The organism is Idiomarina sp., assembly GCF_048260185.1.
Lineage (GTDB): Bacteria > Pseudomonadota > Gammaproteobacteria > Enterobacterales > Alteromonadaceae > Idiomarina.
Genome location: NZ_JBLXHB010000001.1, coordinates 997255 through 1012303, shown reverse-complemented (window position 1 = coordinate 1012303; position 15049 = coordinate 997255). Strand labels below are relative to the sequence as shown.

The window sequence follows — 15049 nt, the reverse complement described above, 5'->3', positions numbered from 1 at the left end:
AAAGGTGAAAAGACATGTGTGGTATTGTTGGTATTGTTGGTAAGCAACCTGTTAACCAAGCGCTTTACGATGGGTTAACCATGCTTCAACATCGTGGCCAGGACGCCGCTGGTATTATGACAGTTGATGAACACTGTACTTTGCGTTTGAGAAAAGCCAACGGACTGGTACGGGATGTGTTCCATACGCGTCACATGCACCGGTTGTCAGGTAACGTCGGTATTGGTCATGTGCGTTATCCTACGGCCGGAAGTTCGAGCTCAGCAGAAGCTCAGCCATTCTATGTTAATTCGCCTTTTGGTATTGCCATGGCGCATAACGGTAACTTAACCAATGCTGCAGACGTTCAGGAGCATTTGTTTCAAACGGCTCGTCGCCATATTAATACCACTTCAGACTCGGAAATTTTGCTGAACGTTTTTGCCAATGAGCTGGATAAAAATGAGAGCTTAACGCTGAGCGAAGAAGATGTTTTTCGCACTATGACCGCTGTACATCGTCAGGTACGCGGTGCTTATGCCGTGGTAGCAATGATCCTGGGTCATGGCATGGTAGCTTTTCGTGACCCATGGGGCATTCGTCCGTTAGCGCTGGGCAAGCGCGATACCGAAGACGGCGAAGAGTATATTGTTGCCTCTGAAAGCGTTGCCATTGATGGCACCGGCTTTAAATATGTGCGTGATGTCGAGCCCGGCGAAGCCATTTATATCACTAACGATGGCAAATTGTATTCGCGTCAGTGCGCAGATAAACCTATGCATTGCCCGTGTATTTTCGAGTACGTTTACTTTGCTCGTCCCGATTCATTTATCGATGGTATTTCGGTGTATGCATCAAGGGTTAATATGGGACGTAAGCTGGGCGAAAAGCTGAAACGTGACTATGCCGATCTTGATATCGACGTTGTTATTCCAATTCCCGAAACCAGCTGTGATATCGCTTTAGAGATAGCCAGCGTGCTAGACTTACCTTATCGTCAGGGCTTTGTGAAAAACCGCTATATTGGCCGCACCTTTATAATGCCTGGGCAGACTCAGCGCCGTAAATCAGTACGCCGCAAGTTAAATGCTATTAGCGCGGAATTCCGTGGTAAGAACGTTCTGCTGGTTGATGACTCAATTGTACGAGGAACAACTTCAGAGCAGATAATTGAAATGGCTCGTGAAGCCGGTGCGAAGAAAGTGTATTTTGCATCAGCGGCTCCGGAAATTCGCTTCCCGAACGTTTACGGCATTGATATGCCAAGTGCTAACGAGTTAATTGGTCACGGACGTGAAGCTATAGAAATTCGTGACATGATTAAAGCTGATGGGCTCATTTACCAGGATCTTGACGACTTGATTGATGCCGTAGGAGCAGAGAATCGCTCAATTAAGCGCTTCGAGACGTCGGTATTCAGTGGTGAATACGTAACGGGTGATGTGAGTCAGGAGTATCTGGATCGTTTGCATGCGGCACGTAATGACGTTGCAAGGTCCGATCGTGACGGTTCAGAAGACGCCAACCTCGAACTTCACAACGACAACGATTAATTCATTCTGAAATGAAAGACTGAGCGCCTGGCGCTCAGTCTTGTTGGAATGGGTACACCGAACCCAGCTTCATAATTTGTGTTAATTCATCAAGTGCCGTGCGCGATTCTTCCAATAACGCAGGGTCACGTAAATCATCTACCGCTAACTCATCACGGTAATGCTTCTCTACCCACTGATTTAAGCGATTAAATAGCCCTTCAGACATTAGGCAGTTCTGGTTTGCACCGGCTATTTCTTCATCGTTTAAAGCAACACGCAAACGCAGGCAGGCGGGGCCGCCGCCGTTGCGCATACTCTGTTTCACATCGAAGTACTCAACCCGCTTAATTGGGCTGTCAGCGCTTTGCGTCAACTGCTCAAGATAGGAACGGACATTATCATTTTCCTGGCACTCTGTAGGCGCGATAATGGTCATTTGGCCGTCGGGCGGTGTAATTAACTGAGTATTGAATAAATAGGTATTTACTGCGTCCTGAATGCTCACTTGTTCTGTAGCTACTTTAATGAAATGTAGCGGATGTTCGCCGAATTTACGTTGAATTTCAGCTAATTTCGACTCTGTATCGGTAAAAGCCTGCTCGTGATAAAAAAGCACATTTTGATTACCGACCGCAATAACATCATTATGGAATACGCCCTGATCAATAACATCGGGGTTCTGCTGAATGTAAACGGTGTTGTCTTCACTTAGACCATGCAACCGGGCTATTGCCTGAGAGGCTTCCAGAGTCTGTCTTGCCGGAAAGCGCTTAGGCGCTGGCTTGGAACTGTCGAAGGCGTAACGGCCAAAAACAAAGAGCTCAATTCCGGCATGACCATATTCACGGCACAGACGGGTGTGGTTCGCGGCACCTTCGTCACCAAAGTGTTCATTGTCCGGCAAGTGGGTGTGATGCTCAAAATAACGACCATTATTGAACATTGCCTGTAGAATACGACCACTGGTTTGTGGCTCTAAGGAACGGTGAAACTTATTGGTCAGATTCGCCGGGGTAAAGTGTACTTTCCCGTTGGCGGTGTCTGCACTGGGCGAAACTGTCGCGGCATTGGCTGTCCACATACTGGAAGCGGAGCAAACGGCCTGAAATATTGCGGGCGCTTCGGTTGCTGCACGGTACAACACCTCGGAATCGGTGCCGTTGAAGCCCAGGCGACGTAATGCAAAAATATCCGGACGTTCCTGTGGGGCTAACACGCCTTGCTTCATTCCCATATCGTGCAAGGCTTTCATTTTTTTCAGGCCTTGCAGGGCAGCATGTTTGGGGCTGGAAGTTGCTTTTGCATTAGCTAAAGAGGCAACGTTGCCGAATGACAGTCCAGCGTAATTATGGGTTGGGCCAACCAAACCGTCGTAGTTGACTTCGAAGTGTTGCATGCTCACTTTTCGATACTCCCTGCACGTGTCGTGCACCTGAAAATAGAAACTTAATTTCCATTATACTGTTTTAAAACTGCCTTGAAAGCCTTTATTTTTCTGGACTTTGGCGTTCGAATCTAATTGTGACTGTTTATTTAACTTGTGCGAATTTTTATCAAATAACCGAGTTGCGGTTGTTTCTGCAAGCGATAACCGATATACCTAAAAAAGGCCGCTAAAGAGCAATTGCACTTGTAATTGTTACTGTTAGCACGTATATACACGGTCATCTACAACAAGAGAACGATTATTCTATGGCAAAATCGCTCGTCATTGTCGAGTCTCCGGCAAAAGCCAAAACGATTAATAAGTATTTAGGTAAGGACTTTGTCGTTAAGTCCAGTGTTGGTCATGTCCGTGATCTGCCTACCCGTGCCACTGAGACAATAAAGAGTAAGCCGGCTGCGGAAGTACGCAAAATGTCGCCGGATGCTAAGGCAAAATACCAGAAAGAACGTGATTATAAGCGACTGATTGCTCGTATGGGGGTTGACCCGGAAAATGACTGGGAAGCGCATTACGAGGTTCTGCAGGGAAAAGAAAAAGTCGTTAAAGAGCTAAAACAGTTAGCCAAAAAGTCAGATGAAATTATTCTGGCAACGGATTTGGACCGCGAGGGAGAGGCGATAGCCTGGCACTTGCGGGAACTTATTGGTGGTGACGACTCGCGTTATAAACGCGTGGTGTTTAACGAAATAACGAAAAAAGCCATTCAGGAGGCCTTCGAGCATCCGGCAGAGCTGAACACCGACCGGGTTAATGCGCAGCAGACCCGACGTTTTCTGGATCGGGTCGTCGGTTTTATGGTGTCGCCCCTGTTGTGGAAGAAAATCGCCCGAGGATTGTCAGCAGGACGTGTTCAATCTGTTGCTGTAAGGCTTGTGGTTGAACGTGAGCGCGAAATTAAAGCCTTTGTGCCGGAAGAGTACTGGGACGTCCATGCAGACCTGAATACGCCAGTAGACGAGTCTCTGCGCATGCAGGTGATGAAGCAGGCCGGTAAGAACTTCCGGCCGTCCAATAAACAGGAAACGGACGCAGCCTTAGCGCTACTGAAAAAAGCCGGCTATGAAATTACTGGGCGTGAAGATAAGCCAACGTCCAGCAAACCCAGCGCACCTTTTATTACTTCGACTCTGCAGCAAGCTGCCAGTACCCGGTTAGGTTTTGGTGTTAAGAAAACCATGATGATGGCTCAGCGTCTGTATGAAGCGGGTCACATTACGTACATGCGTACCGATTCAACCAATTTAAGTTCTGAGGCTGTTGATGCCTGTCGTGAATTAATTACCAAGGACTTTGGTAAAAATTATTTACCGGATGCTCCTGTTCGCTATGGTGCAAAAAGTAATGCGCAGGAAGCGCACGAAGCGATACGTCCGTCAGATGTGAAGGTTAAATCTGAATCTTTATCTTCTGTGGAGAGAGACGCCCAGCGTTTGTATGAACTTATCTGGCGTCAGTTTGTAGCCTGTCAAATGGTACCGGCTCGGTACGACAGTACCACCTTGACTGCAACCGCCGGCGATTTTGAATTGAAAGCTCGCGGACGCGTTATGCGGTTTGCCGGTTGGACTAAGGTGATGCCTCCGGCCAGTAGTAAAAAAGACGGTGATGCGACCTTGCCTGACGTGAAAAAAGGCGATGCATTACAGCTGGAGAAACTGAACCCGGAACAACATTTTACTAAGCCACCGGCGCGTTATGGCGAGGCCTCTTTAGTCAAAGAACTGGAGAAGCGGGGCATTGGTCGTCCATCAACTTATGCTTCCATTATTTCTACCATTCAGGATCGCGGTTATGTTCGGGTTGAGAGCCGTCGGTTCTTTGCTGAGAAAATGGGTGAAATTGTCAATGACCGGTTGGTTGAGAACTTCACTGAGCTAATGAACTATAACTTTACGGCGGAAATGGAACAGGCTCTGGATGATATTGCTGCCGGAAAGCGGAACTGGAAAGAGACTCTGGATAAGTTTTATGCCGACTTTAAAGAGCGTCTGGAAAAAGCAGAACTGGAACCGACCGAAGGCGGTATGCGCGAGAACAGCATGGTTCTTACCGATATCGACTGCCCTGAATGTGGTCGCAAAATGGGAATAAGAACAGCTTCCACGGGAGTATTCCTTGGCTGTTCTGGCTATAACCTACCGCCCAAAGAGCGTTGTACTAAAACGCTTAACCTGACGCCGGGCGAAGAAGCTATAGAGGTGACTGACGAGGAAGAGCGTGAAACTGAAGCGCTTCGGGCCAAAAAGCGTTGTCCTAAATGTGGCACCGCAATGGACAGTTACCTTATTGATGAAAAGCGTAAGCTTCATGTTTGCGGTAACAACCCAACATGTGACGGCCAACTGGTTGAAGAGGGGACTTTTCGCATTAAGGGTTATGACGGACCCACCATTGAATGCGATAAGTGTGGTTCTGAAATGCAGTTAAAAACGGGACGTTTTGGTAAATATTTTGGTTGTACCAACAGTGAGTGCAAAAACACCCGGAAATTACTGCGCAGCGGGGAAGCTGCGCCACCGAAAGAAGACCCTGTGCCGTTACCGGAATTGCCTTGTGAAGAGTCGGATGCTTACTTTGTGCTAAGAGACGGTGCCTCCGGTATTTTCCTGTCGGCCAATACCTTCCCTAAATCCAGAGAAACACGCGCGGTAACGGTAAAAGAGCTGGCTCAGTTTAAAGATCGTTTACCGGAAAAATTTAAGTACCTGGCAGAAGCACCCAAGGAAGATGATGACGGTAATGATGCTATTGTTCGTTTTTCAAGAAAGAATAAAGAACAGTACGTTGTAACTGAAATTAAGAAGAAACAAACAGGGTGGAAGGCGTTCTACCGTAACGGTAAATGGAAAGTTGAGGAAAAGTAGCTAAAAACTTACGAACAAACACTCATTTTGCCAATAGTTAAAAGATAAAAGCTGAACTAACATAGTGCCGTGTCTATTGAAGGACACGGCACACCGGACACGGAGGTCCTCATGTTATTGTCTCGCTTGAGCATAACACTTCCCGCTGCTTTTCCGGCAGCGGGTTTTTCTTTTCTGAACCCCGTTAAAATACTGAAAAAACAATCCGGGCAGGCGAGTGTTGAGCTGCTGGTCGTCTGGCCTGTTATTGTCGCCTGCGTTTTTACTTTTGTTCAGGCGCTCTTTATTTGGTGGGCGCAGCAAACACTCACGGTAGCGAATCAGTATGCAGTAAGAGCGGGAAGTCTTAATCATGGCAACAATAACGCCATGGTGAACACGCTGGCGTCAGGAATGGCCGGTTTAAAACCACAACTGGACATAGATAACAAAATAGCCGCCGCAGCTGAGGCGATAGCTAAACAGCGAATGCATTTCTCGCGGTTTGGAGAATTAAAGGTTCTCTCGCCCAGTACTGATGACTTTCGCCAGTTTTCCGACTGGCGTTGGGATAACGAATTGCAAAAAGATGTATTGGAAATTTCGGTCGACCATTATCATGCCCGGGCTGGCGATAATGCTTCGGAGGAATGGCATAAGGCACGCGTTCTGGTCATTGAAACTTATTGGTGCTTGCCATTGGAAATTCCAATTGCTGCTGATTTTCTGGCAGCAACACAGAGTTTACTCTCAGATTCAAAAGCCGCGACTTACTGTGCAGGCCGCAGTACTTTATTCGATAAACCGTTGTGGGGGTTATCGAATACCGCTCAACATGTCATGTTAAGCGGCTACCGACAGCAATAAAACTTAACGAACGTCGTGATAATCGACACAGGCCTGTAATGTGTTCTCAATTAACGAGGCAACTGTCATGGGACCAACGCCACCGGGAACTGGAGTGATCCAGCCAGCTCTTTCGGCAGCGACAGAGAACTCTACGTCACCGGTTAACCGACCATCGGGCAGGCGATTCATTCCTACATCTATAACAATGGCGCCAGGCTTAATCCATTCTCCGGGAATGAACTCCGCCTTGCCTACTGCAACAACGACGATATCGGCACGCTTTACATGATCGGATAAGTCTTTGGTAAAGCGATGGCACACCGTGGTTGTTGCTCCGGCCAGTAATAACTCCAGGCTCATTGGACGACCAACAATATTCGATGCGCCGACAACCACTGCGTTTAACCCATGTAAGTCGACTTGTGTGTGTTCTAACAGTGTCATAATGCCTTTGGGGGTACAGGGGCGCAAAGCAGGGATGCGTTGTGACAAGCGTCCGATATTGAAAGGGTGGAAACCGTCGACATCTTTATCCGGGCGAATTCGTTCTAAAATCGGCGTGGCATCCAGACCCGCAGGCAACGGAAGCTGAACTAAAATACCATCTACGGCGTCGTCATCGTTCAGCTCTTCAATGAGCTTCTCAAGTTCTTGCTGTGTTGTGGTTATTGGCAAGTCGTAATCAAACGAGCGAAAACCAACGTCTTCACAGGCACGGCGCTTGTTGCCCACATAAACTTCTGAAGCGGCGTCGCTTCCGACCAGGACAACAGCTAGCCCCGGTGCCCGTAAGCCGGAATCAATGCGTTCTTTTACTTGCTGTTTAACCGCCTGGCGAACAGTGGCAGCGATGGTTTTACCATCGATAATTTGAGCTGGCATAATGACGTTCCCAAAGATGAGAGAATTCAAGGTGATATATAAGCCTCATTGTAACTTTTTTCTGCCCTGAATGTCACCGGTTGTTGGTTTAGTCATCAGGTTGTTGCAAAAGTAGCCAGTCGGTACCGATAACCGAAAAAAAGTTTGACGGGTCAGTCTTCAGCAGGTAATATTCGCCACCGTTGTCGACCAGCAATAGCGTTTTTAAAAGCTGCGTCTGACACGGCTTTCGGAGAAATTCGGCGATTAGCGCAGTTTGGTAGCGCACTTGGTTTGGGTCCAAGGGGTCGCAGGTTCAAATCCTGCATCGCCGACCATTCTCTTGACGGTTTACTGGTTCGATATGCGCCCGTAGCTCAGTTGGATAGAGCAACGGCCTTCTAAGCCGTGGGTCGCAGGTTCGAATCCTGCCGGGTGCGCCATAACGCGCCAAAGAAATCACTCAGTGGTGGGTGTAGCTCAGTTGGTAGAGCCCCGGATTGTGATTCCGGTTGTCGTGGGTTCAAGTCCCATCATCCACCCCATTTCTTTTGAAGTAACATCCTGTATATCGGCGATTAGCGCAGTTTGGTAGCGCACTTGGTTTGGGTCCAAGGGGTCGCAGGTTCAAATCCTGCATCGCCGACCATTACACTAATTCCCCTTTTTCTTTTCAGTCACTACTGCTACATTTATCTTAATACTTAATCAAAAGATTTTATTGTTAATCCTTGGCTGGAGCTATTGTTATGGACTTTAAGAAAAGTTTAAAGAATCCCGCTGAAGCGTTTGATTCTCCGCAAGACGTGGCAAACGATTCTGAGCTTTCAAACGAGCAGAAAATCGAAGTGCTGACGCAGTGGCGTTATGATGAGCTGGAAACTGAAGTCGCCGATCAGGAAAACATGGCCGGGGAAAAACCGGATAAACTGGGCGAAATCAACAATCTACTCCTTGAGCTTAAAGACAAATCTTAGTTATTTTTCCTTCCGTTAAAGTGAAGCCTAAAAATTGCCGCTCGGGGGCTCGACTCCGGGCGGTCACCTCGCTATAATGCTGCGTCATTTTTAAAGGTCAACGCCGTTGCCGTATCTCATTTTTATAATGATAAGTTGATACGAGTAACATTCATTGATTGAAACCGAGGTAATGAAGCAATGCAGGTTTCTGTAGAGACAACTCAAGGTTTAGAACGTCGTGTGACTGTTACAGTCCCGGCAGATACAATTGATAGCGAAGTAAAACGCTTATTAAAAGAAGAATATCGCCATCGTCGTGTGAATGGTTTCCGCAAAGGAAAAATTCCACCAAACGTATTACAAAAGCTGTTTGGTCGCGAAGCCCGTTCACGTGCAGCATCAAGTATCATGCAAAGTAAGTACTTTGAAGCTGTTATGCAGGAAAAATTGAACCCTGCTGGCGCACCTGCAATTGAACCTAAAGTCAATGAGCCAGGTAAAGATCTTGAGTTCACGGCTACGTTCGAAGTGTATCCAGAAGTAGAAGTACAGAACCTGGACAAAGTAAAAGTTGAAAAGCCTGCTGTTGAAGTCACCGAGAAAGACGTCGACAACATGCTGGAAACGTTGCAGAAACAACACGCTGACTGGAAAGAAGTTAAGCGTAAATCCAAAAAGGGTGACCGTGTCACTATGGATTTCGTTGGTTCTATCGACGGTGAAGAATTTGAAGGCGGTAAAGCTGACGACTTCGCGCTTGAACTGGGCGAAGGTCGTATGATTCCTGGGTTTGAAGATCAAATCAAAGGAATTAAAGCAGGCGAAGAAAAGACTATCGAAGTCACTTTCCCGGAAGACTACCACGCTGAAAACCTGAAAGGTAAAGAAGCGCAATTCGTGGTAACCGCTAAGAAAGTTGAAGCACGTGACCTGCCTGAGCTAAACGATGAGTTCGTTGCATTGTTCGGTGTGAAAGAAGGCGGTGTTGAAGCGTTGAAAGAAGAAGTTCGCAAAAATATGGAACGCGAGCTGAAAAACGCAGTGAAAGCAAAAGTTAAAGAACAGGTACTGAAAGGTATTGTTGAAAACAACGACGTTGAACTGCCTAAATCAATGATCGACCAGGAAATTGACCAGTTGCGTAAGCAAGCTGCTCAACGTTTCGGTGGTAATGTTGAACAAATGCCTGACTTACCGGCGGAGCTGTTCGAAGAACAAGCGAAAGAGCGTGTTAAAGTCGGTTTGTTATTAGGTGAAGTGATTCGTGGTAACGAGCTTAAAGCTGATGATGAGAAAGTAGATGAAATCATCGCAACCGCAGCTTCTGCTTATGAAGACCCACAGGAAGTTGTGGAATACTACAAGTCAAACAACGATATGATGCAGCAAGTTCGTAACTTAGCGTTGGAAGAGCAAGCAATCGAATTCGTGTTGGAAAAAGCCTCGGTTAAAGATAAAAAAGCGAGCTTTGATGACATCATGAATCCGAAGCAGCAGTAATCTCGTGTAACGGAATCCTTGACGGGTCCCGCTACAGCTTGGTTTAATGGCTCGTATGACCTCATACGAGCCATTTTTATTTCAGGAGCTTTATAAAACATGTCGAGCGATATTCAGGATCCAATGGCACAGCTAGTCCCTATGGTCGTCGAGCAGACTTCGAAAGGTGAGCGCTCTTACGACATCTATTCACGTCTTTTAAAAGAACGTGTTATTTTTTGTTGTGGTCAGGTAGAAGACCACATGGCCAATCTCATTGTGGCTCAGCTACTGTTTTTAGAATCAGATAATCCTGATAAAGACATTTACCTTTACATTAATTCGCCTGGTGGGGTAGTGACAGCTGGTATGGCTATTTACGATACCATGCGCTTTATTAAGCCGGATGTTAGCACGGTATGTATGGGCCAAGCGGCCAGTATGGGCGCGTTCCTATTGGCTGGTGGTGCTCAGGGTAAACGTTATTGTTTACCTAATTCCCGAGTGATGATTCACCAGCCTTTGGGTGGATTCCAGGGACAAGCGTCAGATTTTGAAATTCATGCGAAACAAATTTTGGATCTGAAAGAGCGCTTAAACCGTATGTTAGCGGAGAACACAGGTCAGGATTACGAGAAAGTGGCCAGAGACACTGATCGCGATCACTTTTTATCGGCAGAAGAGTCAATCGATTACGGCCTGGTTGATGGTATTTTACGTCAGCGTGGCGAAGAGTCCTGAGTTGGCGCAGAGCAGTTAGGAGAAAAGCATGACGGATCAGTCCAAAGGTGACGGCGATAAGCCGCTATATTGCACTTTTTGTGGCAAAAGTCAGCACGAAGTTAAGAAGCTTATTGCAGGACCGTCCGTATTCATTTGTGATGAATGCGTTGAGCTATGCAATGACATTCTAAAAGAAGAAATTCATCAACTGTCTCCGGTTCCGGATCAGGATGAGTTGCCTGTGCCAAAAGCTATCCGTAAGCATTTGGATGACTATGTTATTGGTCAGGATCGCGCCAAAAAGGTGTTGTCGGTAGCCGTTTATAATCACTATAAACGCTTACGCGGTTCAGCCAAGCAGGAAGTTGAGCTTGGCAAAAGTAATATCCTGCTAATTGGTCCGACAGGCTCAGGAAAAACTTTCCTGGCTGAAACCTTAGCGCGTTATTTGGATGTGCCATTTACTATGGCAGATGCAACAACATTAACCGAAGCGGGTTATGTTGGCGAAGACGTTGAAAACATTATTCAAAAGCTTTTACAGAAATGTGATTACGACGTTGAGAAAGCAGAGCGCGGCATTGTCTATATTGATGAGATTGATAAGATTTCACGTAAGTCGGACAATCCGTCGATTACTCGCGATGTCAGTGGCGAAGGTGTACAACAAGCCTTACTGAAACTGATTGAAGGAACCGTTGCTTCTGTGCCGCCACAAGGTGGTCGGAAACATCCTCAACAAGAGTTTCTGCAAGTCGATACATCAAAAATTCTGTTTATCTGTGGCGGTGCTTTTGCTGGCTTGAATAAAGTTATCGAGCAACGCTTGTCTACCGGAACAGGTATTGGTTTTGGCGCAGAAGTGAAGAGTAAGACGCAAAATGAAGAAGGGGCAATCATTGCTAAAGTGGAACCGGAAGATTTGGTTCGCTATGGCTTGATTCCCGAATTCATTGGTCGCTTACCGGTTGTAGCCACGCTAGATGAGCTGGATGAAGAAGCGTTGATTGAAATTTTGCGTGAGCCAAAAAATGCGTTAACCAAACAGTATTCAGCTTTGTTCGAAATGGAAGACGTTGAGTTGGAATTTCGTGAAGATGCTTTAAGAGCTATCGCGAAAAAAGCCATGGCTCGCAAAACAGGTGCTCGTGGTCTACGTTCCATTGTTGAAGGTGTTCTGCTGGGCACTATGTATGAACTGCCTTCTATTGAAGGGGTCGCGAAAGTTGTGGTGGATGAGTCGGTAATCGCTGGTGAATCCGATCCTATTCTAATTTACGCGAATCAGCAGAAAAATAAGCAGGCTTCGGGCGAATAATCCGAAACTGTATTAAAAGTGTTCAAAAAAGGGCCGGAAAGGCCCTTTTTTTCTGTCAAGGATTGAACTTTCAGGTAAAGACCGCATATTACAAAGTAAACCTAGGTCGGGAGAGAATTTAATGAGCGAAGAGCGCACCGAACAATTAACGATGCCGGTTCTGCCGTTGAGAGATGTCGTGGTATACCCGCATATGGTGATACCACTGTTTGTCGGTCGGGAAAAGTCGATTCGATGCTTACAAGCCGCTATGGATGAAGATAAACAAGTTTTTCTGGCGGCTCAGAAAGACGCTTCTGTGGATGAACCTACTACTGAGGATATTTATCAGGTAGGTACAGTTGCGACGGTTCTACAGCTACTGAAACTACCCGATGGCACCGTTAAAGTGCTGGTTGAAGGTAAGCAGCGGGCGCAACTGGATGAATTGCAGGATAACGAAGAATACTTCCAGGCCAGTATTCATTACCTGGCCGCGGAAGAGTTGCCGGAAAAAGAAGAAGAGATTCTTATTCGTTCTGCACTGAATCAGTTCGAAGGCTATGTAAAGTTAAACAAGAAAATACCACCGGAAGTACTGACCTCTTTGTCTGGTATTGAAGACGGTGATCGCTTAGCGGACACCATGGCTGCTCATATGCCACTGAAACTTGCAGAAAAACAGGCCATTCTTGAAATTACTGACATTCGGGAGCGCATCGAACACCTGATGGCTCTGATGGAAGGTGAGATTGATATTCTGCAGGTAGAAAAGCGCATTCGTAGTCGTGTTAAAAAGCAGATGGAAAAAAGCCAGCGCGAATATTATTTGAATGAGCAAATGAAAGCCATTCAGAAAGAGCTGGGTGAAACCGAAGATGGCGTCGATGAATTTGAGCAGTTACAGAAGAAAATTGATGACGCTAAGATGCCGGCAGAAGCGAAGAAAAAGACTGAAGCTGAGCTGCAAAAATTAAAAATGATGTCACCTATGTCAGCAGAAGCAACTGTCGTGCGCGGCTATATCGACTGGATGGTATCGGTCCCGTGGAAAAAGCGTTCGCGTATCAAGAAAGATTTAGCTCACGCTGAAAAAGTGCTAGATGCTGACCACTACGGGCTAGAGAAAGTTAAAGAACGTATTATTGAGTATCTTGCGGTACAACAACGAACCACCAAAGTGAAAGGTGCAATCCTTTGTTTAGTAGGTCCTCCGGGTGTCGGTAAAACGTCGCTTGGACAATCGATAGCGAAGGCTACGGGGCGTGAGTATGTGCGCATGGCGTTAGGTGGCGTGCGCGATGAAGCAGAAATACGAGGTCACCGTCGCACTTATATTGGTTCTATGCCGGGTAAACTGATCCAGAAAATGTCAAAAGTTGGTGTCCGCAATCCGTTGTTTCTGTTAGATGAAATAGACAAAATGTCGGCTGATATGCGTGGTGACCCGGCTTCAGCATTGCTTGAAGTGCTGGATCCTGAGCAAAACATTAATTTCAATGACCATTATCTTGAAGTGGATTACGACCTGTCGGATGTCATGTTTGTGGCGACATCTAACAGTATGAATATTCCAGCGCCATTATTAGACCGCATGGAAGTGATTCGCTTGTCGGGCTACACCGAAGAAGAGAAGCTGAATATTGCGAAGCGACATTTGTTAACCAAGCAAATTGGCCGTAACGGTTTAAAAGAAAAAGAAATAACGGTTCAGGACAGTGCGATTATTGGCATTATCCGGTATTACACACGCGAAGCCGGCGTGCGTAACCTCGAACGAGAGCTGTCACGTTTGTGCCGTAAATCGGTTAAGCAAATTTTGCTGGATAAATCGATAAAACATGTTGAGATTACCGGCGATAATCTGAGCGACTACCTTGGCGTACAACGTTTTGATTACGGCAAAGCTGAAGAAGCGAATCAAGTCGGTCAGGTCACTGGCTTAGCATGGACTGAAGTTGGTGGAGATTTGCTGACTATCGAAGCTACTAATGTAGCTGGTAAAGGAAAGACAACCACCACCGGTTCCCTGGGTGATGTTATGCAGGAGTCGATTCAGACTGCTCTGACAGTGGTTCGTAGCCGTGCTGACAAGCTGGGTATTGCGGAAGATTTCCATGAAAAACGCGATATTCACGTGCATGTGCCAGAAGGCGCTACACCTAAGGACGGGCCCAGTGCCGGTATCGCTATGGTGACAGCTATGGTTTCATCGTTAACCGGTAAACCTGTACGCTCAGATGTTGCTATGACGGGTGAAATTACATTGCGCGGTGAAGTGCTGGCCATTGGTGGTTTAAAAGAAAAACTGCTGGCTGCTCATCGTGGCGGAATTAAGCATGTGTTAATTCCGAAAGAGAATGAACGCGACTTAAAAGAAATCGCTGATAACGTAAAAGAAGATTTAGTGATTCAGCCGGTAAAATGGATTGATGAAGTATTGGATGTCGCCTTGGTTAAGGATTAACCAGCGGATTAATACTAAAGTCATATTCAAGCACTAGAATGCGGCCTGCGGATGAGAAATCATGCTTCAGACCGCATTTTTTCGTTAAAAAGTGAGTAAAAAGGGTTTTCAATCTAAAAGACTGTGGTAGCCTAGAGTTTATAGCTGATTCACATGTATGACATACGAACAGCTGGATAGGAAAGCCATTTGGACTAATGGTGCTTGAACAATTAAATCAAGCTTGATATAACCGTTCTGGCCCATTTTAAAATCCGAATGGAACCACGGAAACTTGATAATAACAATCTAAGGGGATGATACTGTGAACAAGTCTCAGCTTATTGACAAAATCGCGGCAGGTGCAGATATTTCTAAGGCTGCTGCTGGTCGTGCTCTGGACTCTATGATCGATGCAGTAACTGATGCTCTAAAAAAAGATGACCAAGTCGCATTAGTTGGCTTCGGTACGTTTAGCGTGCGTGAGCGTTCTGCTCGTACTGGTCGTAACCCTCAAACGGGTGAGACTATCCAGATCGCTGCTGCTAAAGTTCCTTCTTTTAAAGCAGGTAAAGCACTGAAAGACGCAGTAAATTAATCAAAGCGCATTAGCGCTTTTTTTAAAGAATAA

General features: G+C 46.3%; 12 protein-coding genes and 4 tRNA genes. 13 read left to right on the top strand and 3 right to left on the bottom strand.

The genetic code is table 11. The features are described 5' to 3' along the window. Window positions 1-14 precede the first annotated feature (14 nt). Entirely contained in the window at window positions 15-1532 is a 1518-nt protein-coding gene (purF, locus tag ACN0RF_RS04980; protein WP_034820059.1) for an amidophosphoribosyltransferase, read from the top strand. A 34-nt stretch (window positions 1533-1566) separates the two neighbouring features. On the opposite strand, the gene astB is transcribed toward purF, so the two are convergent. Further along, entirely contained in the window at window positions 1567-2910 is a 1344-nt protein-coding gene (gene astB / locus ACN0RF_RS04975; protein ID WP_417438327.1) for an N-succinylarginine dihydrolase, read from the bottom strand. Between the two features lie 296 nt (window positions 2911-3206). Here astB and topA point away from each other — a divergent pair, with 296 nt between their 5' ends. After that, entirely contained in the window at window positions 3207-5825 is a 2619-nt protein-coding gene (topA, locus tag ACN0RF_RS04970; protein ID WP_034820062.1) for a type I DNA topoisomerase, read from the top strand. A 111-nt stretch (window positions 5826-5936) separates the two neighbouring features. Then, window positions 5937-6671: a TadE family protein gene (locus ACN0RF_RS04965; protein WP_417438233.1), complete on the top strand. Its 735-nt coding sequence runs from the start codon at window positions 5937-5939 to the stop codon at window positions 6669-6671. Window positions 6672-6674: 3 nt separating this feature from the next. Here ACN0RF_RS04965 and folD read toward each other — a convergent pair whose 3' ends face one another. Both folD and ACN0RF_RS04955 read right to left on the bottom strand, forming a co-directional pair. Next, the gene (gene folD, locus ACN0RF_RS04960) at window positions 6675-7535 is read right to left on the bottom strand and encodes a bifunctional methylenetetrahydrofolate dehydrogenase/methenyltetrahydrofolate cyclohydrolase FolD (protein ID WP_034820064.1); all 861 of its coding nucleotides are present in this window, start codon (window positions 7533-7535) and stop codon (window positions 6675-6677) included. A gap of 88 nt (window positions 7536-7623) precedes the next feature. Then, window positions 7624-7803, bottom strand: a complete 180-nt coding sequence (locus tag ACN0RF_RS04955; protein WP_082815444.1) for a hypothetical protein — start codon at window positions 7801-7803, stop codon at window positions 7624-7626. Here ACN0RF_RS04955 and ACN0RF_RS04950 point away from each other — a divergent pair. The 10 genes from ACN0RF_RS04950 to hupB all read left to right on the top strand — a co-directional run bounded on the left by ACN0RF_RS04950 (window position 7776) and on the right by hupB (window position 15016). Further along, window positions 7776-7852: transfer RNA gene (locus ACN0RF_RS04950), tRNA-Pro, on the top strand. The genes ACN0RF_RS04955 and ACN0RF_RS04950 overlap by 28 nt on opposite strands. 28 nt (window positions 7853-7880) lie before the next feature. Then, window positions 7881-7957, top strand: a tRNA-Arg gene (locus ACN0RF_RS04945). Window positions 7958-7983: 26 nt separating this feature from the next. Beyond that, window positions 7984-8059 (top strand) — tRNA-His (locus ACN0RF_RS04940). 27 nt (window positions 8060-8086) lie between these two features. Next, a tRNA-Pro gene (locus tag ACN0RF_RS04935) sits at window positions 8087-8163 on the top strand. Between the two features lie 100 nt (window positions 8164-8263). Beyond that, window positions 8264-8491 (top strand): hypothetical protein, encoded by a 228-nt coding sequence (locus ACN0RF_RS04930; protein ID WP_034820065.1) that lies wholly within the window; start codon window positions 8264-8266, stop codon window positions 8489-8491. Window positions 8492-8671: 180 nt separating this feature from the next. Continuing rightward, a complete protein-coding gene (tig, locus tag ACN0RF_RS04925) occupies window positions 8672-9973 on the top strand; it encodes a trigger factor (protein WP_011234257.1) in 1302 nt (433 codons plus the stop codon). A 99-nt stretch (window positions 9974-10072) separates the two neighbouring features. Next, on the top strand, window positions 10073-10693 hold the full coding sequence (gene clpP, locus ACN0RF_RS04920) for an ATP-dependent Clp endopeptidase proteolytic subunit ClpP (protein ID WP_011234256.1): 621 nt from the start codon (window positions 10073-10075) through the stop codon (window positions 10691-10693). Between the two features lie 28 nt (window positions 10694-10721). Further along, entirely contained in the window at window positions 10722-11993 is a 1272-nt protein-coding gene (gene clpX, locus ACN0RF_RS04915; RefSeq protein ID WP_417438232.1) for an ATP-dependent protease ATP-binding subunit ClpX, read from the top strand. A 121-nt stretch (window positions 11994-12114) separates the two neighbouring features. Continuing rightward, window positions 12115-14439: an endopeptidase La gene (gene lon, locus ACN0RF_RS04910; protein WP_034820068.1), complete on the top strand. Its 2325-nt coding sequence runs from the start codon at window positions 12115-12117 to the stop codon at window positions 14437-14439. A gap of 304 nt (window positions 14440-14743) precedes the next feature. Then, the gene (gene hupB, locus ACN0RF_RS04905) at window positions 14744-15016 is read left to right on the top strand and encodes a nucleoid-associated protein HU-beta (protein ID WP_011234253.1); all 273 of its coding nucleotides are present in this window, start codon (window positions 14744-14746) and stop codon (window positions 15014-15016) included. The last annotated feature ends 33 nt before the right edge of the window (window positions 15017-15049 follow it).